Annotated in this window: 14 protein-coding genes and 1 pseudogene; 10 read left to right on the forward strand and 5 right to left on the reverse strand. The window is 70.3% G+C overall.

The window, feature by feature from the left end; translation table 11 throughout:
• The first annotated feature begins 44 nt into the window (after positions 1 to 44).
• The 6 genes and pseudogenes from ACSYGO_RS02450 (at position 45) to ACSYGO_RS02475 (ending at position 9,877) form a co-directional block, all read left to right on the forward strand.
• Positions 45 to 1,508: a hypothetical protein gene (locus ACSYGO_RS02450; RefSeq protein WP_460385632.1), complete on the forward strand. Its 1,464-nt coding sequence runs from the start codon at positions 45 to 47 to the stop codon at positions 1,506 to 1,508.
• 218 nt (positions 1,509 to 1,726) lie between these two features.
• Positions 1,727 to 2,746 carry a hypothetical protein gene (locus ACSYGO_RS02455; RefSeq protein ID WP_432177111.1) on the forward strand — a complete coding sequence of 340 codons (1,020 nt, stop codon included), beginning with the start codon at positions 1,727 to 1,729 and terminating at the stop codon, positions 2,744 to 2,746.
• A 1,379-nt stretch (positions 2,747 to 4,125) separates the two neighbouring features.
• Positions 4,126 to 5,496 (forward strand): annotated as a pseudogene (rpsA, locus tag ACSYGO_RS02460) (30S ribosomal protein S1); the annotation flags it as partial.
• A 1,322-nt stretch (positions 5,497 to 6,818) separates the two neighbouring features.
• Complete coding sequence (locus ACSYGO_RS02465; protein WP_426680753.1) at positions 6,819 to 7,397, forward strand: carboxymuconolactone decarboxylase family protein; 579 nt, start codon at positions 6,819 to 6,821, stop codon at positions 7,395 to 7,397.
• A complete protein-coding gene (locus ACSYGO_RS02470) occupies positions 7,394 to 8,260 on the forward strand; it encodes an RNA polymerase sigma-70 factor (protein WP_460385633.1) in 867 nt (288 codons plus the stop codon). The genes ACSYGO_RS02465 and ACSYGO_RS02470 overlap by 4 nt, the downstream gene beginning before the upstream one ends.
• Positions 8,261 to 8,572: 312 nt before the next feature.
• Complete coding sequence (locus ACSYGO_RS02475) at positions 8,573 to 9,877, forward strand: MFS transporter (RefSeq protein WP_460385634.1); 1,305 nt, start codon at positions 8,573 to 8,575, stop codon at positions 9,875 to 9,877.
• Positions 9,878 to 9,988: 111 nt separating this feature from the next.
• Here ACSYGO_RS02475 and helR read toward each other — a convergent pair whose 3' ends face one another.
• From helR to ACSYGO_RS02490, 3 genes are all read right to left on the reverse strand, one after another.
• Positions 9,989 to 12,160, reverse strand: a complete 2,172-nt coding sequence (helR, locus tag ACSYGO_RS02480) for an RNA polymerase recycling motor ATPase HelR (RefSeq protein WP_426680756.1) — start codon at positions 12,158 to 12,160, stop codon at positions 9,989 to 9,991.
• 4 nt (positions 12,161 to 12,164) lie between these two features.
• Positions 12,165 to 12,323: a hypothetical protein gene (locus tag ACSYGO_RS02485; RefSeq protein WP_426680757.1), complete on the reverse strand. Its 159-nt coding sequence runs from the start codon at positions 12,321 to 12,323 to the stop codon at positions 12,165 to 12,167.
• Positions 12,324 to 12,481: 158 nt separating this feature from the next.
• On the reverse strand, positions 12,482 to 13,387 hold the full coding sequence (locus tag ACSYGO_RS02490) for an AraC family transcriptional regulator (RefSeq protein WP_460385635.1): 906 nt from the start codon (positions 13,385 to 13,387) through the stop codon (positions 12,482 to 12,484).
• Between the two features lie 174 nt (positions 13,388 to 13,561).
• Between ACSYGO_RS02490 and ACSYGO_RS02495 the strand changes: the two genes are divergently transcribed.
• The gene (locus ACSYGO_RS02495) at positions 13,562 to 14,320 is read left to right on the forward strand and encodes an SDR family NAD(P)-dependent oxidoreductase (RefSeq protein ID WP_426680759.1); all 759 of its coding nucleotides are present in this window, start codon (positions 13,562 to 13,564) and stop codon (positions 14,318 to 14,320) included.
• Between the two features lie 181 nt (positions 14,321 to 14,501).
• Positions 14,502 to 14,717 carry a hypothetical protein gene (locus ACSYGO_RS02500; protein ID WP_028805659.1) on the forward strand — a complete coding sequence of 72 codons (216 nt, stop codon included), beginning with the start codon at positions 14,502 to 14,504 and terminating at the stop codon, positions 14,715 to 14,717.
• 127 nt (positions 14,718 to 14,844) lie between these two features.
• Here ACSYGO_RS02500 and ACSYGO_RS02505 read toward each other — a convergent pair whose 3' ends face one another.
• Entirely contained in the window at positions 14,845 to 15,534 is a 690-nt protein-coding gene (locus ACSYGO_RS02505) for a hypothetical protein (protein ID WP_426680760.1), read from the reverse strand.
• 316 nt (positions 15,535 to 15,850) lie between these two features.
• Here ACSYGO_RS02505 and fdhA point away from each other — a divergent pair, with 316 nt between their 5' ends.
• Complete coding sequence (fdhA, locus tag ACSYGO_RS02510; protein WP_426680761.1) at positions 15,851 to 17,077, forward strand: formaldehyde dehydrogenase, glutathione-independent; 1,227 nt, start codon at positions 15,851 to 15,853, stop codon at positions 17,075 to 17,077.
• A gap of 294 nt (positions 17,078 to 17,371) precedes the next feature.
• Here the strand turns inward: fdhA and ACSYGO_RS02515 are convergent, their stop codons facing one another.
• Positions 17,372 to 18,025 carry an ATP-binding protein gene (locus ACSYGO_RS02515; RefSeq protein WP_426680762.1) on the reverse strand — a complete coding sequence of 218 codons (654 nt, stop codon included), beginning with the start codon at positions 18,023 to 18,025 and terminating at the stop codon, positions 17,372 to 17,374.
• A 193-nt stretch (positions 18,026 to 18,218) separates the two neighbouring features.
• Here ACSYGO_RS02515 and ACSYGO_RS02520 point away from each other — a divergent pair, with 193 nt between their 5' ends.
• Positions 18,219 to 18,833 carry a TetR/AcrR family transcriptional regulator gene (locus tag ACSYGO_RS02520; RefSeq protein ID WP_426680763.1) on the forward strand — a complete coding sequence of 205 codons (615 nt, stop codon included), beginning with the start codon at positions 18,219 to 18,221 and terminating at the stop codon, positions 18,831 to 18,833.
• Positions 18,834 to 18,891: the final 58 nt, after the last annotated feature.

Consider the following 18,891-nt stretch of genomic DNA (forward strand, 5'->3'; position numbering starts at 1 on the left):
GGGTTGTGGTGATATGCCTGCGGAACAAATCGGGGGAACTGGCAATGGCGCGGCGTGACGACATGGCCCGGCTGCAGCGGGCGGCGGCGGGCGGAAGGCCCATCGGGGCAAGCAGGCTGGAGGCCGCGGTGGTCGGCCACGACCCGGCGTCGGGTCCGTTCCGGCTGCGGGGTGCGCGCGTGGTCGGACCGGTGGATCTGACACACCGGCAGCTCGCCTTCGCACTGGAGTTCGTGGAGTGTCGCTTCACCGACTCGCTTGACCTGCGTGGTCTTTCGGCGGGGTCACTGGATCTCGGCGCCTCGCACCTTCCGGCACTGGTCGCGGACGGACTCGCGGTCGAGGGCGACGTACGGCTGGCCGGCTGCCGCATCGGCGCGGAGCCCGGCAGTCCCGTCCCGCTGGGTGCCGAGGCACGCCCCGTCCGCGACGGCGTGCGGGCACCGCGCCGGGTCGCGGAGGCGTCCGCCGAGGCGCCGCTGCGGCTCGCGGACGCGAGGATCGCCGGCAATCTGGTGGCCGAGGAGCTGGCACTGTTCTCCACCGGCCCCTGGTCCTGTTTCGCGCCGCGGCTGCGGGTCGACGGTGCCGTGCAGGGGCAGGCGCTGACGGCCACCGGAGCGCTGTATCTGCGCGACGCCAGGGTCGGTCACGCGCTCGGCCTGAACGGCGCGCGGGTCGGTGGCCTGGACGCCACCGGACTGGCCTGCGGCCGGGGGTTCTACGCGGACTGGGGCTTCCACACGAGCGGTCAGGTCCTGCTGCGCGGAGCGACCGTCGAGTCGGTGGTCACCTTCCACGACGCCACCCTGGCCGGTCCGCACGCGGGGCTCGTCCTCGGCCGGCTGACGACTCCGCGGCTGCGCCTCGATCTGCGCGGCGCCCCCGAGGGACGGATCGTCCTGCGCGACGCCCACGTGGGCGCCCTCGTCGACGATCCGTCCGCCTGGCCCCGCGCGGGCAACCTCGACATCGAGGGGCTGGTGTACAAGCGCCTCGGGTCCACCTCGCCCTTGGACGTGAAGGGCCGGCTCGGCTGGCTCGCCCTCGACCAGGAGGCGGGGGTCAGTGTCTTCGAACAGCTGGCGCTCTCCTACCAGTCCTCCGGGGACGAGCGGGCGGCGCGGACCGTACGGCATGCGCGGGAGCGGCACCTGCGGCGCGGGGACCGGCTCACCGGCCGGATCTGGGGCACCGTGCAGGACGTCCTGTTCGGCTACGGATACGCCCCGCGGCGGGCGCTGCTGTGGCTGCTGGCCCTGGTGGCGGCGGGCTCGTCCTGGTTCTCGGTGCGCACGCCCGCCCCGGTGGGCGGATCGGGCCAGCGGGCCTTCGATCCGGTGCTGTACTGCGTGGATCTCCTGGTACCCGTCGTCTCGCTGGGCTACCGCTCCGCCTTCGACCCCGCGGGCTGGGACAAGGCCGTGGCCGTCTTCCTGATCGTGTCCGGGTGGCTGCTGGCGACCGCCGTGATCTCGGGCGCCAGCCGCGCCCTGGGGCGCGTGTGAGCGGCAGGAGGCGTGCGTGAAAGACGTTCACGCCCCGTTGTGCGCCTGCCTCGCCACCATGCGCCTTCACTCCTTCTGCGCGGGTCGGAGCGGAACCAGTGGGGCACGAGGCAGCGTTGTGGGTGGCATACATCCAAGGCGCCTACGGAAAGCGGGTGCACGAACAGTTGAGGTTTCCGGCCCACGGCCGACCGTACGCGAACGGACCTGAGGGACTCATGAACGAAGACGAGTACTGGGTCGATCTGTGTCAGCACGATGCCGTGCTGGGCGGCGGCTTCTTCATCACCCGTTTCTTCGTCATGACACTCCTCGAATGCGTGCAGTCGCTCGACGGCGGCTCCACGCTGGTCCTGGAGCTGGCCGGCGAAGAACCGGTGGAGCTGGAGGGGCGCGTCGTCGACCTCCAGCCGGAGGCCGGCCTCGCCCTGATCCTGGTGGTGGCCCCGCCGAGCCAGGTTCTGCCCACCCCGCGTATGGATCATGTCGTCAAGGGTGACGACTGGCTGGCTCCCTACACTCCCCCGCGCGTGCGGCGGCCGTTGCACGGCACGGTGGACGGCGTCGTGCACGACCACGCGCAGGACGCCCCGTGCCGTACGACTCTTCAACTGGTGCTGGACGGACCGGCCAAGGACTACAGCGCGTTCGGCGGCGGGCCCGTCGAGAGAGCGACCGAGGACACCGAGCAGACGCTGGTCGGCGTGCTCATGGGGTCCAGTTCCCCGCGCTCGGCCGCTCCCAGCGCGCCGGACGGAATGATCGCCACGGCGATCGACAGCGCGATGGAGGCGTTCCCCGGTCTGTCCGCCCTGAGTCTGGCGCAATGGCTGACCGGCACCGGTCTCCCGCCGGCCCACCCGACCACGGCTGCCCCGTCCGAGGAAGCGGTCGTGGTCCCCGGCTCCGGGCAGGCGCACGGCGCGCAGACGCGCGCTGGAACACACCCTCAATCCCCTCCAGTTTGCACCGATGGGGGTTCCAGTACTGCCACTTTGGACATATCCCCCAAGGCAGAGGTCGCCTCGTGGTCTCCTCAGGACATCAGGGACCCGGTGGTGGCCCAGCTCTGTGCCCGGACGGAGGACTCACTCAAATTTCTCGACCACCTGGGCGACAGCGGGCTGGTCGACCCACTGGACCTGGACGCGTTCCGTCTACGGTTGCTCGACGACCTCACGGAGGCGTTGGGCGCACACGGGTCACTCGGCGGCGACAAGGGGGGTGAGGAGGCATGATCGACTCGTATGAAGAGGCTGTCGCGTGTGCTGAGGCGGCACTGCGTGATGCCCGCCGAGTCACGGTGCCCGACGCGCTGAGGACGTTCACGGCCCGGTGGGCCGAGGGGAAGTTCCCCGCCTACGGCGACGACGACCTGGCGTCCGTGATGCGGTTGGCCTGGCTGCTGTACCAGATGGGGGTGACCGACGCCTCGTACGCCCTGGTGAAGCAGCTCGTGTCCCACCCGCCCCAGGGACGTCCACCGGGCGGAGACCCCAACCGGTGCGCGGTGCTGCTCACCTGTCTCGGCCGCCCGGACGAGGCGCAGCAACTCCTGGCAGGCGATCAGACGGAGGCGGTCCTGCCCCCTCGCGGAATCGAGCAGGACGGCACGACCGGCGCCGAAAGCCCTCCCACGGCGGAGGAGGACGGCGCCCGGCCCGCGAGGCCACCGGCTCCGCGATCCGGCGGCGCCGGCCGGCCGGGCTGGTCCCGGATCCGGGCTCTGGTCAACCTCGCCGCCATAAGCGCCCGTACCCAGCCGACGCAGGCGGCCCACTGGCTGACCCAGGCCGAGGGCCACCTCGACGCCGCGTCCGGCACGCCACCGGCCGAGATCCGCCAGCTCCTGGCGGGAGTACGGGTCAGCCTCGCCCGCCGTGAGAAGCCCCAGGACGTCTACGACGCACCCATGACCGAGCTGCGCGACGCGTCCCTGGCGGCCCTCGCGGCCCTCGACAGCCGCGACCCGCAGGGCTATCTGATCGTGGCCCAACTCGCCCTCGCCTACTTCGAATCGGCCCGTGACGCGCAGTCCAGCGACCGGCTCGAACATGCCGCGGGAGTCCTCGAAGCGGCGAGCCAGCGTCTGTCCGCCATGCTCGGTGCCGACCATCCCCGCGCCCTGGTGGTGCAGGGCAAGCTGGCCGCCGTGCAGGTCGAATGCGCGCGGGCCGCGCGCTCGACGGCACGCCTGGACCGGGCGACCACACAGCTGGCCTTCATCAGCACGCGCCTGTCCCGCCGCCTCGGCGCCTGCCACCCACAGTCCCTCGCCGCGACCGGGAACCTCGCGGTGGCCCGCCTCGAATGCGTGCGCACGACCACCGAACACACCCGGTCGGCACAGATCTTCCAGGACCTGGGTTGGCAATGCCGCACCGTCACCGACCTGGTCGGCGCCGACCATCCCGTCGCCCGCCTGGTCACGGCCTCCTACACGGTGTGCAGAAACCTCCTCGACCGAGGCGGTGACAGCTGGCACGGCGTCCCGTCGTCCTACCGGCCGCACCGCCGGCACGGCGCGTCCGGCGCCCTGTCCGTACACGCTTCCGCATCCTGGCAGGCGGCCGCGCACATCCGTCCGGGGGCGGCGCGGCCCGCCACGACGGCGACCGTGCGGCCGACGCAGGCCACCGCGCCGGCCGTCGCGGTCAACGACGTCGGTGACGAGGAAGCCTTCCTCGCCGCGATCGACGAGACGATCAAGTACTTCAACGACGGCGACATCGTCGACGGCGTCATCGTGAAGGTCGACCGGGACGAGGTCCTGCTCGACATCGGTTACAAGACCGAAGGTGTCATCCCGAGCCGTGAGCTCTCGATCAAGCACGACGTCGACCCGAACGAGGTCGTGGCCGTCGGCGACGAGATCGAGGCCCTTGTCCTCCAGAAGGAGGACAAGGAAGGCCGCCTGATCCTCTCGAAGAAGCGCGCCCAGTACGAGCGTGCCTGGGGCACCATCGAGAAGATCAAGGAAGAGGACGGCATCGTCACCGGTACCGTCATCGAGGTCGTCAAGGGTGGTCTCATCCTCGACATCGGCCTCCGTGGCTTCCTGCCGGCTTCTCTCGTCGAGATGCGTCGTGTCCGCGACCTCCAGCCCTACGTGGGCAAGGAGCTCGAGGCGAAGATCATCGAGCTGGACAAGAACCGCAACAACGTGGTCCTGTCCCGCCGTGCCTGGCTGGAGCAGACCCAGTCCGAGGTCCGCCAGACGTTCCTCACGACCCTTCAGAAGGGTCAGGTCCGTTCCGGCGTCGTGTCCTCGATCGTCAACTTCGGTGCCTTCGTGGACCTGGGTGGCGTCGACGGTCTGGTCCACGTCTCCGAGCTGTCCTGGAAGCACATCGACCACCCCTCCGAGGTCGTCGAGGTCGGCCAGGAGGTCACGGTCGAGGTCCTCGACGTCGACATGGACCGCGAGCGTGTCTCCCTGTCGCTGAAGGCGACGCAGGAAGACCCGTGGCAGCAGTTCGCCCGCACCCACCAGATCGGCCAGGTCGTGCCCGGCAAGGTCACGAAGCTGGTTCCGTTCGGTGCGTTCGTCCGCGTGGACGAGGGCATCGAGGGTCTGGTGCACATCTCCGAGCTGGCCGAGCGCCACGTGGAGATCCCGGAGCAGGTCGTCCAGGTCAACGACGAGATCTTCGTCAAGGTCATCGACATCGACCTCGAGCGTCGTCGCATCAGCCTCTCGCTGAAGCAGGCCAACGAGTCCTTCGGTGCCGACCCGGCCTCGGTCGAGTTCGACCCGACCCTGTACGGCATGGCCGCGTCCTACGACGACCAGGGCAACTACATCTACCCCGAGGGCTTCGACCCCGAGACCAACGACTGGCTCGAGGGCTACGAGAAGCAGCGCGAGGAGTGGGAGCGCCAGTACGCCGAGGCGCAGCAGCGCTTCGAGCAGCACCAGGCGCAGGTCATCAAGTCCCGCGAGGCCGACGCCCAGGCGGCGGCCGAAGGCGGCGACGCGACCCCCGCCCTCGCGTTCGAGAGCGCTGCCCCGCCGGGCCGGCACTCCTGGGCCATAGGTGAATTCCGCCCGCCGTCGCGCGGTCGGACGCGCGCCGGGCTGCTCCTCGCGCCAGGCCTCGAACCCCCGACGTGGTGCACGCTCCTGGCGCTGGACATCGAGCAGTTCGCCCGCTCCAGCACACCTGTGCAGCACTACCTGCGGAGAAGGCTGCACGAGATCTTCGACAACGCCGTCCGCTCGTACGGCGTTCCGTCCGACGACGTCGGCATCGAGGACCGCGGCGACGGCCTGATCGCGCTCTTCCCGCCGTCCGTCGCCCTGGCAAAAGTGCTGGACACCCTGCCTCGCGCCTTGCAGGAGGAACTGCGCCACCACAATCGAATGGCCTCGCCCCAGGGACAGTTGCGGCTCCGGGCAGCGGTGCACACGGGCCCGGTGGCGCGGGACGACCGGGGATGGACCGGGGCCGCGCTGCACCAGGTCGCCAGAATGATCGACGCGCCGGTGCTCAGGGACGCGCTCGGTGCCGAGCCCGGGTTCCCGTTGGCCCTCCTGATCTCGGACGCCACCTTCCGATCCGTCCTCCAGCCGGCCACCGCCGTCGACTACGCCCAAGTAACCGTCGACGGCCCACCCGACGAAGGGATACGCGCCTGGGTGTCGGTGCCGGGGGTACCCGATCCCGATCGGCTTCTCACCACGGCCGCACAACAGCGGGAAGTCGAGGCAGCGGGCAGGAGGGACCGCAAGGAATCAGGCCTGCGAGACCGTCGGCGGCCGACCGCCCGGGACGGGAGCTACGAGTTGACCGCACGCCACGAGTCGCAGCCTCCTTCGTCGGGCCGACGGGGATAGCTCCCTCACGCGCTCCACGACCGACCGGCAGCGTGGGAGCGGGCGGTGCTCGACAACACCGTTCGCTCTCAAGGCTCTTGTCAGCGGAGTCGAACTCGGCCCACTGGCCGTTCCGGCGCACCGGTCGGGCGGGCGCGTCCATGTCGGTCGGGAGTATGGACAGGCGCAGCCCACCGCCAGACCGAGCGCCGCCAGGACTCCCGCGAGCCGCGTGTTCCTGATCAGTCCCCCTCCTGAACGGCTGGTCGGCGGCATTCCAGGGAGGCCCCGCGCACGGGGCGTGCGCCAGGTGCGCCACCGCCACCGCCGCCGGGCGCACGCCGCACGAGCGTGCGTCGGGCCGACCGCGGGGCGAGCACCTCCCCGCGGGACACGGTCGCGCGTGGCTGTGCGATGTCACATTCGCGGGCCGGGCGGTGTCTTCATGCCGAACCGCCACACAGGCGTACAGGCACACGGACAAGGAGAACACCATGACGCTGCGCGTCCCGAAGGCCGAGCTCCCCGCCGAGCTCAAGGAGAACATGATCAAGCAGTTCGGTGCCGTGCCCGAGAACGTCGAGGTGCTGTGGCACACCCCCGAGGTCGCCCAGGCCAACTTGGAGTTCGGTGGCAAGGTGGGCGCCTGGGACTCGGCCGACGCGAGCCTCAAGTCGTTCGCGCACATGGCCGTCGCGGCGCAGGTCGGCTGCAGTTGGTGCCTCGACGTCGGCTACTTCCAGGCACGGAACGAGGACCTGGACCTCACCAAGGCGAGCCAGGTGCCGCGCTGGCGTGAGTCCGACGTGTTCGCCCCGCTGGAGCGGGACGTGATGGAGTACGCCGAGGCCATGACGAACACGCCGCCGACCGTCACCGACGAGATGTACGCGAGCCTGCTCGACCGGCTCGGACCGGCGGCGATGGTCGAGCTCACCGCGCACATCGCCTTCGTCAACCTGGCGACGAGGGCCAATGTGGCGAACGGCGTCCAGTCGCAGGGCTTCTCCGCCGCCTGCGAGATCCCGCTGGCGGCACGCCCGGCGAAGTCCGGCGTGGCGTCGCCCGCATGACCGAGGACCCGTACGTCACCCATCGCAGCCTGCTGTTCACGGTCGCCTACGAGATGCTGGGCTCCGCTGCCGACGCGGAGGACGTGCTGCAGGACTCGTGGCTGCGGTGGGCGGACATCGACCGCGCGCAGGTGCGTGACCCGCGGGCCTACCTGGTCCGGATCGTCACCCGGCAGGCGCTCAACCGGCTCCGGGCGCTGTCACGCAGCCGCGAGGACTACGTCGGCGAGTGGCTGCCGGAACCGCTGCTGACCAGCCCTGATGTCGCCGAGGACGTCGAACTCGCGGAGAGCGTCTCGATCGCGCTGCTGACCGTCCTCGAAACGCTCGGTCCGGCTGAGCGTGCGGTGTTCGTGCTCCGCGAGGTCTTCGACATGCCGTACGGCGAGATCGCGCAGGCCATCGGCAAGTCCGCCGCCACCGTGCGGCAGATCGCCCGGCGGGCCCGCGAACACGTGGCGGCCCGGCGGCCCCGGGTCCAGGTGGACCGTTCGGAGCAGCAGGCCGTCGTGGATCGGTTCCTGGCGGCCTTGCGCACCGGGCAGTTGCAGGAGCTGATGGAGGTCATGGCGCCGGACGTGGTCATGATCGCCGACGGAGGTGGGGTGGTGGCCGCCGCCCTCGATCCGATCCACGGGGTCGCGGCGGTCGCCGAGCTGCTGGCCCGCGCGAACCAGGTGGTCGACGCGCTCACGACGACGGCCGTATGGCTCAACGGCGCTCCGGCGGGGCGTATCGAGTTCGACGGCGAGCCGTCCGCGGTGAGCCTCGCGGTGGAGGACGGTCGGATCACCCGGATCTACGTGGTGCGAAATCCCCGCAAGCTGACGCGGTTGGACGAGCCGGCCGAACTCGCCAGGTAGCCCCGGCTGCTCCGGCGTCGTGAGGGTGGTCCGGGCGACTCCGATCGCCCGGACCACACCGCCGCTCGGCACCTGCCGCTCGGAAGCCGGCGCTCCGCAGGCGGGCGCGCTCCGCGACGTGCTGTCGTCGGGCTCCGACAAGGGCTGGGCGAAACTCCGTTGACGTCGGCGCGCGCCTGCGGTTACAACGTTGAACTCGCGGATCGCACGGTGCGGGGACCTCGGCGCGGGGCCATGCGGTCCCCTGCCCCGCCGGGCGGGAGCCGCCGCTTCCGGCGGATCCCGGTGACTCGACACGAGGAGGCCCGCCCAGTGCGCACGAGCACCGTCCGCGACGGAGCTGCCTGGGCGATACCGATGGCGTTGGCCGTGGACGCCGTCGGCACCGGGCTCTTTCTCCCGCTGTCCATGGTCTACTTCCTCGCCGTCACGGACCTGTCGGAGGCCGACGTCGGTCTGCTGTTGACCGCGGCCACGGCCTGCTCGCTCCTGTTGCCGCTGCTCGTCGGGCGGATCGTCGACCGCATCGGGCCGCGCCCGGTGGTGATCGCGGGGCAGTTGTCGCAGGCCGTCGGGTTCTTCCTGTACCTCGGGGTGACCGGTCCGGTGTCGCTGTTCCTCGCCGCGCTGGTCGAGTCGGCAGGCCTGCGCGTGTACTGGTCGTCGGTCTTCGCCCTGATCGCCGAACAGGCCGACGGGGAGGCCAAGGACCAGTGGTTCGCCCGGGCCGGCATGATCCGGGCGGCCGGCACCGGAATCGGCACGGTGCTCGCGGGCGTCCTGCTCGCGACCGACTCGCGGCACGTGTACCGGGGGATGGTGCTCGCGGATGCGGTCTCCTTCGTCGTCGCGGCGGTCACCGTCGGGCTGTTCGTGCGCGGTGCGCGGCGGCCGGCTCCCGAGGTCGTCGCTGAATCCCCGGACGGGGTGCGCCAGTTGCTGCGCAACCGTCCGTATCTGGAACTGATCGGCGTGAACGTCCTGTTCAACATCTGCACGGTCTTCCTCGCCGTGGCGACACCGGTGTACGTGGTCCGCGGGCTGCACGCCCCCGGATGGACCGTCGGCGTCTTCCTCACGATCACCACGGCGGTCGTGGCGACGTGCACGGCCGAGGTCACCCGCCGTGTCCGGCGGCGCACCTCCCGGGGCGGGGCGATGGCCTGGGCCGGCCGGCTGTGGGCGGTCTGGTGCGGGGCCGCCGCCCTGGCGGTGCTGCTGCCGCGCGGCGCGCCGCTGGTCGGCTGTCTGGCGCTGGTGATGCTGCTGTGGGCGACGGCCGAGATGCTGCACGGACCGGCTTCGAACGCGCTCTCGGCGGAGGCGGCGCCCGAGGGGGCGCGAGGGACGTATCTCGCCGCGTTCCAGTACTCGTTCGCGACGGCGGACATGGTGACGCCCGGCCTGTTCGGTGTCCTGTACGGCGTCGACCGGGTACTGCCCTGGGTGGTCGTGGGCGGTCTGGCGCTGACGGCGAGCGTGGCGGTCCGGCCGCTGGAGCGGCGCTTGACGGGCTCCGGAGGAGAGGAGAGCGGCGCGGCGGGTGGCGCCTGGGAGCAACCGGCGGGGCACGAGGGGCGGAAGGGCCCCGGCCGGCAGAGCGCGGAGGGCGCTTGACGGCTCGGGGCAGGAGACGCCTGGCCGAGGGACGGGGGACCGCCTCCTTCCTCGTGAGCGGTCCCCCGTCCCCATGAGCGCCGAACCGCGATCATGGGGATGCGATCGGCGTCAGGAGCTCGTGAGTATCACGAGCTGCTGCGTCGCTCGGGTCATCGCGACATAGTGGTCGACCGCTCCTTCGATGCCCTCGCCGAAGTCCTCCGGATCGATGAGGACGACCAGGTCGAACTCGAGTCCCTTCGACAGCTCGGGGGTCAGCGACTGGACGCGGGGCGTCGCACGGAACGTGGGATCGCCGATGACGCAGGCGATCCCTTCGGCGTGCGCGGAGAGCCAGGTGTCGAGGACCGCGTCCAGCTCCGAAACGGATCCGTGGACGACGGGGACGCCACCGCTGCGGATGGACGTAGGCACATTGGCGTCCGGGAGCACGGCACGGATGACCGGTTCGGCTTCCGCCATGATCTCTTCCGGCGTGCGGTAGTTGATGCCGAGGGAGGCCATGGTGATCCGTTCGAGCCCGGCCCGCTCCAGCCGTTCCCGCCACGACTCCGTGAACCCGTGCCTCGCCTGGGCGCGGTCCCCGACGATGGTGAAGCTCCGGGACGGGCAGCGCAGCAACAGCATCTGCCACTCCGCGTCGGTCAGTTCCTGAGCCTCGTCCACGACGATGTGCGCGAAGGGGCCGGCGAGCAGATCCCGGTCGGCGGTGGGCAGTTCGGACTCGTCGACGAGGCTGACCTCGGCGTCCTGGCCGCGCAACATCCTCACCAGGCCTTCGCCGTCGTCACCGTCGGCGCCGGAGGAGGCCGCGGCCTCGATCAGGTTGTCGACGACCTGTGTCATGCGTTCGCGCTGGGCGGCCATGGCGGCCTCGTGCCGGCGCTTGCGCAGTGCCGCCTGCGGGTCGCCGAGCCGCTGCCGCGCCGCGTCCAGGAGCGGCAGGTCGGACACGGTCCAGGCCTGGGGGGCTTCCTTGCGGCGCAGTGCGCGTACGTCCTCGGGGCCGAGCCAGGGAGCGCACATCCGCAGGTAGGCGGGTACCGACCACAGGTCTCCGACGAGGTCGGCCGCTTCGAGCAGTGGCCAGGCGCGGTTGAGGGTGTCGACCAGGTCCTTGTCGTTCCGCAGCGATCTGCTGAACCGGTCGGGCGGGACGTCGCCGTCGAACTTGTCCAGCAGGATGGTGACCAGTTCCTCCCAGATCTGGTCGCGTGCTTCGTTGTGCGGCGTGCCCGATCCTGCGGCCCGGAACGCCTCGGCCCAGTCGTCGGCGCCGAGCGGGATGTCGGCCCAGTCGGTCGTGACCGTCATCCCCTCGGCGGGCGGCTCCTCGTAGAACCTGACGGCGGCTTCGATCGCCTTCACCATGTCCGCGGACGACTTCAGGCGAGCCACCTCCGGGTCGGTCTCCACCGTGGCTGTCGCCCCTTCGGCGACGAGATCGCGCAGGGTGCAGGTCTGCACGCCCTCCTCGCCGAGGCTCGGGAGTACGTCGGCGACGTACGCCAGGTAGGGCCGGTGCGGGCCGACGAACAGCACGCCGCCCCGACGGTGGCCGAGGCGCGGGTCGGAGTAGAGGAGGTGGGCGGTGCGGTGCAGGGCGACGACGGTCTTTCCGGTGCCCGGACCGCCGTCGACGACGAGCGCGCCGCGGGATCCGGCCCGGATGATGGCGTCCTGGTCGGCCTGGATGGTGGCGAGCACGTCCCGCATCCGTGACGACCGGTTGCCGCCCAGACTGGCGATGAAGGCGGACTGGTCGTCGAGGGCGGCATGCCCATCGAGCCCTTCGGCGGTGAACACTTCGTCCCAGTAGTCGCTGATCCGGCCGTCGGTCCAGCGGTACCTGCGGCGGCTCGTCAGCCCGGCCGGGTTGGCGTGGGTGGCCGCGAAGAAGGGTGCTGCGGCAGGTGAGCGCCAGTCGAGCAGCAGTCGGCGGCCGGTGCTGTCGGTGAGACCGAGCCGTCCGATGTACACGGGCTCGGGGTCGTCCGCGCGGACCACGTGTCCGAGGCAGAGGTCCAGACCGAAGCGGCGCAGGGTGCGCAGCCGACCGGTCAGCCGGTGGATCTCCGCGTCCCGGTCCATCGCCTGCCGTCCCATGCCGCCGGGCGCCCTGAGCTCGGCGTCGAGGCGGTCGGACAGTTCGGCGATCGTCTGCTCGAGGGTCTCCGCGATGGCCGCGAAGTGCTGTTCGTCGCCGTCGATCAGCGTCGGGTCGGCCTTCGGGGAGAGACGTTCGGGGAGGTCGAACGCACTGGTGGTCAGAGGGTTCACGTCATCAGCCCCGTTCCGTGGTGGCGCCCGCGGCGTACGCCGAGGCGCACTCGGGGACGACGGTGTCGAGTGCGCGCGGCCGCGGCGTGAATTCCGCCGCCCGCTCTTCGCGGCCGTATGCCTCACCAACTGACAAAAGCTCACGCAATTCGTGAATCTCCATTTTCTGCAGGTTCTCGCTGAGGTCAGCGATTCTGCAGGACGACGGGGGCCTTGCCGCAAGCCCCCCGGTGCGCTATAAGTTGAGAGTGGCAAGGAGCGGAGTTCTCCTTGCCTTTTCTTTTTCCTCATCCCTGCGCACGGAGTGGAGCTCCCGATGCGCTACGGAAGGGCGCCCGCGGCGACCGGCGGGGTGTGGCGCAGGTTGGCGGCGTCCTGGCTGGGGGGCGCGCCGAACTGGCGGCGGTACTCGCGGCTGAACTGTGAGGGGCTGTCGTACCCGACGCGGTGCCCGACTCCCGTGATGTCGTCGGAGTGGGTGGCCAGCAGGAGGCGGGCCTCCTGGAGCCGGATCTGCTTCTGGAACTGGATGGGGCTCATGGCGGTCACCGCCTGGAAGTTGCGGTAGAACGCGGAGACGCTCATCCCGGACAGCCGTGCCACGTCCTCGACCCGGATCGCCTCCGCGTAGTGGTCGCGGATCCATCGCACCGCTCGCGCCACATGGCTCAGACTGCTGTCGGCCAGGCCGAGTTGGCGCACGATGCCGCCCTGTTCGCCGGTGATCAGCCGCCAGACGATCTCGCGTTTGATCAGTGGGGCGAGCACCGTTCTGTCGCGGGGCCGATCGAGCAGGCGCAGCAGTCGGACGACCGCGTCGAGCAGTTCTCGCGGAGCGTCGCTGACGGCGATGGCCGGCAGCGCGCCCTGGCCGGCGCGGGGGGCGTCGCCCGGCCCGGCCTGGAGCAGCAGTTCGGCGATGGTGGAGGGGTCGAGGGTGAGCCCGAACCCCAGCGCCGGATGTCCTGGGCCGGCCTCGGTGAAGTGTCCGGTGACGGGCAGGTCGACAGAGGCGACGAGATACTGCCCGGCGCCGTACTCGTGGACCCGTTCGCCCAGCGCGAGGCGCTTGGCGCCCTGGGCGATGACCGCCAGCACCGTGCCGGACATCGACGGCGACGGTGGATCGGGCCGCTCCACCTTGGAGATGAGGACACCGTCGATGGCGGTGGTCCAGTCGGGCCGCGCATGCCGGTCCAGCAGGGTGCAGAGCTCGTCGAGATGCATGCCCCCATTGCAGCACAGGGCCCGGCGCGGTCTCTTGTGGGCGAGAGGATCGTGCAAGGGGTCGCGAGCTTTGTTCTACCGATTCCGCAGGTCAGGCCGCTTGAATGGAATCACCGGAATCCACGGGAAGGAATTCCGGGCATCCAAGAGCTTCCTGCCGCAAAGGAGAACATCATGAAGGTGGCCATCGTCACCGGCGCCAGCTCGGGTATCGGGCAGAGCGCGGCCATACAGATCGCCGAGCGCGGAACCGGAGTGATTCTGACCTACGGAAACAACGCGCAAGGAGGGCTGGAGACGGCGGCCGCGATCGAGAAGGAGGGCGGAACGGCCGTCGCGCTCCCGCTGGACGTCGGGGACACCGGCACCTTCCCGGCCTTTCACGAACGCGTGGTCGAGGTACTCCAGGACACCTGGCACCGCACCACATTCGACTTTCTGGTCAACAACGCCGGCATCGCCCACACGGCGCTGTTCGAGGACACCACGGAGGACGTGTTCGACCGGCTGATGCGGGTTCTGTTCAAGGGGCCGTATTTCCTCACGCAGAAGCTGCTCCCGCTCATGGAGAACGGCGGAGCGATCGTCAACACGAGCAGCAGTTCGGCGACGATGTCGGGTCCGGAGCCGGGCTACTCGGCCTACGCCTCGATGAAGGGCGGCCTGAACGTCCTGACCCGCTACATGGCCAAGGAGTTCAGCACGCGCGGAATCCGCGTCAACGCCGTGTCTCCGGGCTCGACCCGTACCCGGATCGCCGACGACGCGTTCGCCCGGTTCCCCGAGGTCGCCTCGGCTCTCGCGGCGAAGACGGCACTCGGCCGGGTCGGTGAACCGGACGACATCGGCAAGATGATCGCCACTCTGCTGTCCGAGGAGAGCAGCTGGGTGACCGCCCAGAACATCGAGGTGTCGGGCGGCTACAGCCTGTGATCCGAGGCGCCGCACCAGGCGCCGCACCCTTGAAGGCGACGGCGGACGAGCAGCCGAGCTCCGCCCGGGCTGCGTCCGTTCGGGTCCAACTGCGCCAGGGCGCCGACCGCGCGGCGTCCGTGGCGATCACTCTTGGACAGTGTCAGCAGGACCGGCACATCCCGTGATCAAGGAGGACAGCATGGCCATCGACACCGTCGAACGATTCCTCGACGCTCTGACCCCACAGGCCCGGGAATACGTCCAGAAGCAGCCACGCGAGGAGCAGGAGAAGCTCGCCGCCGCCTGGGAAGAGGAACTGAAGGCCGACACCGACCTCGACACGCTGAGCGAGTTGTCACCCGCGGCCGCCGAGAGCGAGGCGGCCGCGCGGGTCGTCAAGAAGCTCTTCGACTAGTCCAGCGGCTTTTCGATCAGCGGCACTCGGCATCCTGGCGGCCCGTCCCGTACGGTCCGGCCGCCGGGGTGACGACGACCGTGACCTGGCCGCGTCTCGCGAGCCAGGTCGACGGTTCGGGGTGGGATCAAGGGAAACGGAGGCTGGCGACGGCCTGCGCCTGCGCCTTGTCGACCGCTTTCTCGTGCGCCTTGGGACCGACGGTCACGACCTGGACGACGCGGTCGTCGACGGCCACGACACGCGTGGTGATGACCATGCGCTTGCCCGTCAGGGAGTTCATGTGCGCGTCGACGGCGGTGTGACCATCCATCGTGACGGGCTTCTGGCTGGTGATGGCGACACCGCCCAACCTCTCGGCCATTCCCTGCCGGGTGCCCTCGACAAGTTCCTTGAGGTCCCCCGGCCCCGTCGACTTCACATCGACGACCATGAAATACATGACACCGTCCGATGTGCGCACGGAATAGTGACGTGCCTGAATTCCGTAGGTTTTCAGGTTCTGGATCCTGGGCTTTCCGGGCAGCTTGATCGCGATGCCGCTGGGGTCGTCGGTGGCCTCCTTCCATTTTGCGGGGGAAACAGCGGTGCCGAGATCGCGGCCGTTGTGACCGGCCCCCTGATCGTTCATGGTGACGCTCACGGAGTGCGGGGTCGCCGGCGCCGCGAGAGCGCTGGTGGGCAGCAGTACCGCACCCGCCACCAAGGCGGTCGGGGCGGTGAGCATCAGAAGGCGCTGCGATACGGAACGGTGAGTCACTGAAATCACGTCCATCGAGAAAGGAGGAAGGAGAAAGGGCGGAAATTCTGTCGTCACCCCTACCGGTCTTCATGTCGTGACCTTCGGGGTTCGTGAACCACGTCTCCATTACGCCCGCCGCGCGGAATCCCGTCATGCCCCTGATGTGCGTGACACGGGTGTTCGGGACTTGACGGACAGGGGTGAAGGGTGCGCTGCAGCCACGTGCCCCGCCGTGGATGCGCGGGGCGCCGCTGTGACCGCCCGCCCACACCGGGTCGCGGGTCGATTCATCGCGCGGAGGGTGGCCAGAGGGCGGTGCGGAGAGCAGACTCTGCCCCGCGCACAGCCACTGGCATCCACAACCGTGGAGCCGAAGGGACGGCGATCACGCATGAGCTCGAACAGGGCAGTCGCGTACATCAAACCGGGCATGGTGGAGGTCAGGAACACCGACTTCCCGACGCTCGAACTCCAGGACGGGCCTGGGGTCGCACCGCAGAACGTCGGCCGCACATGCCGGCACGGGGTGATCCTCAAGGTGCTCGCCACCAACATCTGTGGGAGCGACCAGCACATGGTGCGCGGGCGGACGACCGCGCCGGAGGGGCTGGTGCTCGGCCACGAGATCACCGGAGAGGTCGTCGAACGGGGGCCGGACGTCGAGTTCATCGACGTCGGTGACGTCGTCTCCGTACCGTTCAACATCGCCTGCGGGCGGTGCCGCAACTGCAAGCAGCGCAACACGGGCATCTGCCTGAACGTGAACCCGGCCCGTCCGGGGGCGGCCTACGGCTATGTCGACATGGGCGGCTGGGTCGGCGGTCAGGCCGAGTACGTCATGATCCCCTACGCGGACTTCAACCTGCTGAGGTTCCCGGACGCGGATCAGGCGCGGGAGAAGCTGCTCGATCTGACCATGCTGTCGGACATCTTCCCGACCGGTTTCCACGGCGCGGTCACCGCGGGCGCGGGCGTCGGCTCGACCGTCTACGTGGCCGGGGCCGGCCCGGTGGGTCTGGCCGCGGCGGCATCGGCGCAACTGCTCGGCGCGGCCGTGGTGATCGTCGGCGACCTGAACGCCGAACGCCTCGCCCAGGCACGCGCCTTCGGCTGCGAGACCGTCGACGTGTCGCGCGGTCTTGTCGAGGACCAGATCGCGGAGATCCTCGGAGTGCCGGAGGTGGACGCCGCGGTCGACGCGGTCGGCTTCGAGGCACGGGCGCACGGCCCGGACGCCGGGGAGGCGCCGGCGACCGTGCTCAACTCCGTGATGGGCCTGACGCGCGCGGGCGGGGCCCTGGGCATCCCGGGCCTGTACGTCACCGACGACCCCGGCGGGGTCGACGACGACGCCCGCAGCGGCACCCTGAAGGTGCGGCTCGGTCTCGGCTGGGCCAAGAGCCTCAGTTTCACCACGGGCCAGTGCCCGGTGATGCGCTACCACCGGGGCCTGATGATGGCGATCCTGCACGAGCGGGTGCACATCGCCAAGGCGGTCAACGCCACCGTCATCGACCTCGAGGACGCACCACGCGGCTATGCCGAGTTCGACCAGGGCGCGGCACGCAAGTACGTGCTCAACCCCAGCGGCGCGCTGACGGGCGTACGACCGGTCTGACGACACGCGGAAGCGCACCGCACGCCTGATACGCGGCGCGCGGCCGTGCCGCCCCTGAGCCTGACGACGGCTCAGGGGCGGCGGCGCGGAACGGACCGCGCGTGGAACGGACGGCGCGCGCATGCCGTCGACCGCCCGACCGCCGACCGGCCGACCGGCCGACCGGCCGACCGGCCGCCGGCCACGGACTGACCGCGGGCCTTCGGCCGCCGACCGCCGACCGCGCAGCCTCCGGACCGTGTGGACCGGAGATCCGTCCGCTTCCGTACCGAAATCCCCGGCGCCACCCGGAACTCAACCGGATGCCGAGGGACCTTCTTCCGAGGGCATACTCGTCGAGGCTTCGGCGTGCGTCCGCAGCTCGAACCACATGGTCTTGCCGGTGGCCGTGTCGCTCGTCCCCCAGGCGTCGGTGAGCAGGTCGAGCAGCTCGATCCCGCGTCCGCCCTCGTCGTCGACGTCGACGAAGCGGCGTACGGGGCCGGCCGGGTCGGTGTCCTCGACCTCGCACCGCAGACGGGAACCGCGCACCTGGAGGTTGAGCCGCAGTGGGCCGCGCGTGTGGCACAGGGCGTTGGTGACCACTTCGCTCACCAGGAGTTCGGCGGTGTCGGCCGGCTCCGTCAGACTCCAGGCCTCCAGCTGCGCGAGCACCAGTTTCCGGGCCCGGCGGACAGACGTCGGATCTCTCTGAAGGGGCCAGGAAGCGTCCCACGCGGTGGGGCAGGCACGGGGCGCGTCGAGGGGGCGCAGGGGTTCGAGGGTGCGCGACCACATGGCGCGGCGCTTGTCGGCCCGCGACACGGTGACCTCCCCTGGAGAGCTCACCTCGCCCTGGCCACGGACCGGGGCGATCGCGTGGCACAGGCCTCCCAGGCAGCGCCGCCACAACCGGGCGAGACGGCCCCGGCGCGCGGTCGGGGTAAGTGTGATGGCCTGGGGGGCCATGCGAACCACTCCCTTCTCAGTGACGGACATATACACGTAGCACTCGCTACACTTACAATATACACGTAACGGTTGCTACAGTAAATAGCCACACGAAACGGACTTAACGGTCAGGTCGCGGCATCGCGCTGAGGTCACCGCCTGACCTGCGCGAACGCGCTCTCGCCGCCGCGCGATCACACCGGGAGCTTTCATGCCGCGCCCGCCCGACCCGGCCAAACGGAGCGCCCTGCTGGACCAGGTCCGCGCGTACCTGATCCGCAACGGCCTGGCCGATCTGTCCCTGCGCCCGCTGGCCCAGGCCCTGGGGACCAGCGACCGCATGCTCCTGTACTACTTCGGCAGCAAGGAACGCATGGTCAGCGAGGCGATCGCCCTCGACAAGCAGCGACCGCTCCTGCGCTCCCGGGCGCTGTTCGGCACCGATGCCTCACCCAAGGACCCGGCCTCGCTGCGCCGCCTCCTGGAAGAACTCTGGCGTCGGTTCAACACCCCCGGCCTGCGCGGCGCGCTCCCCCTCTACCTGGAGATCATGGCCGCCAGTCTGATCCACCCCGAGCGGTACGGGCCTTTCATGCGTGACCTGGTCACCGAGTGGACGGACCTGTTCGTCTCGATCTTCCGCGACATGGGCATGACCGAGAGCCGAGCCAGGACGGAGGCCGCCCTCGTGGTCGACGCGACTCTCGGCCTTCTCATGGCGCCCTTGGCGGACGGCGACTGGGACCGCTCCGACGCGACCTTCCGCCTCCTCATGGACCGCCTGCAACCCGGGTGGCAGGCGAGCCTCTCCACGGACCGAGGCTAGGAGTCGCACCCGCTCGGGAGCGCGTAGCGCAAGGTGGCGCGCCTCGCCGGGTCCCCTC

Source organism: Streptomyces krungchingensis (assembly GCF_054729265.1).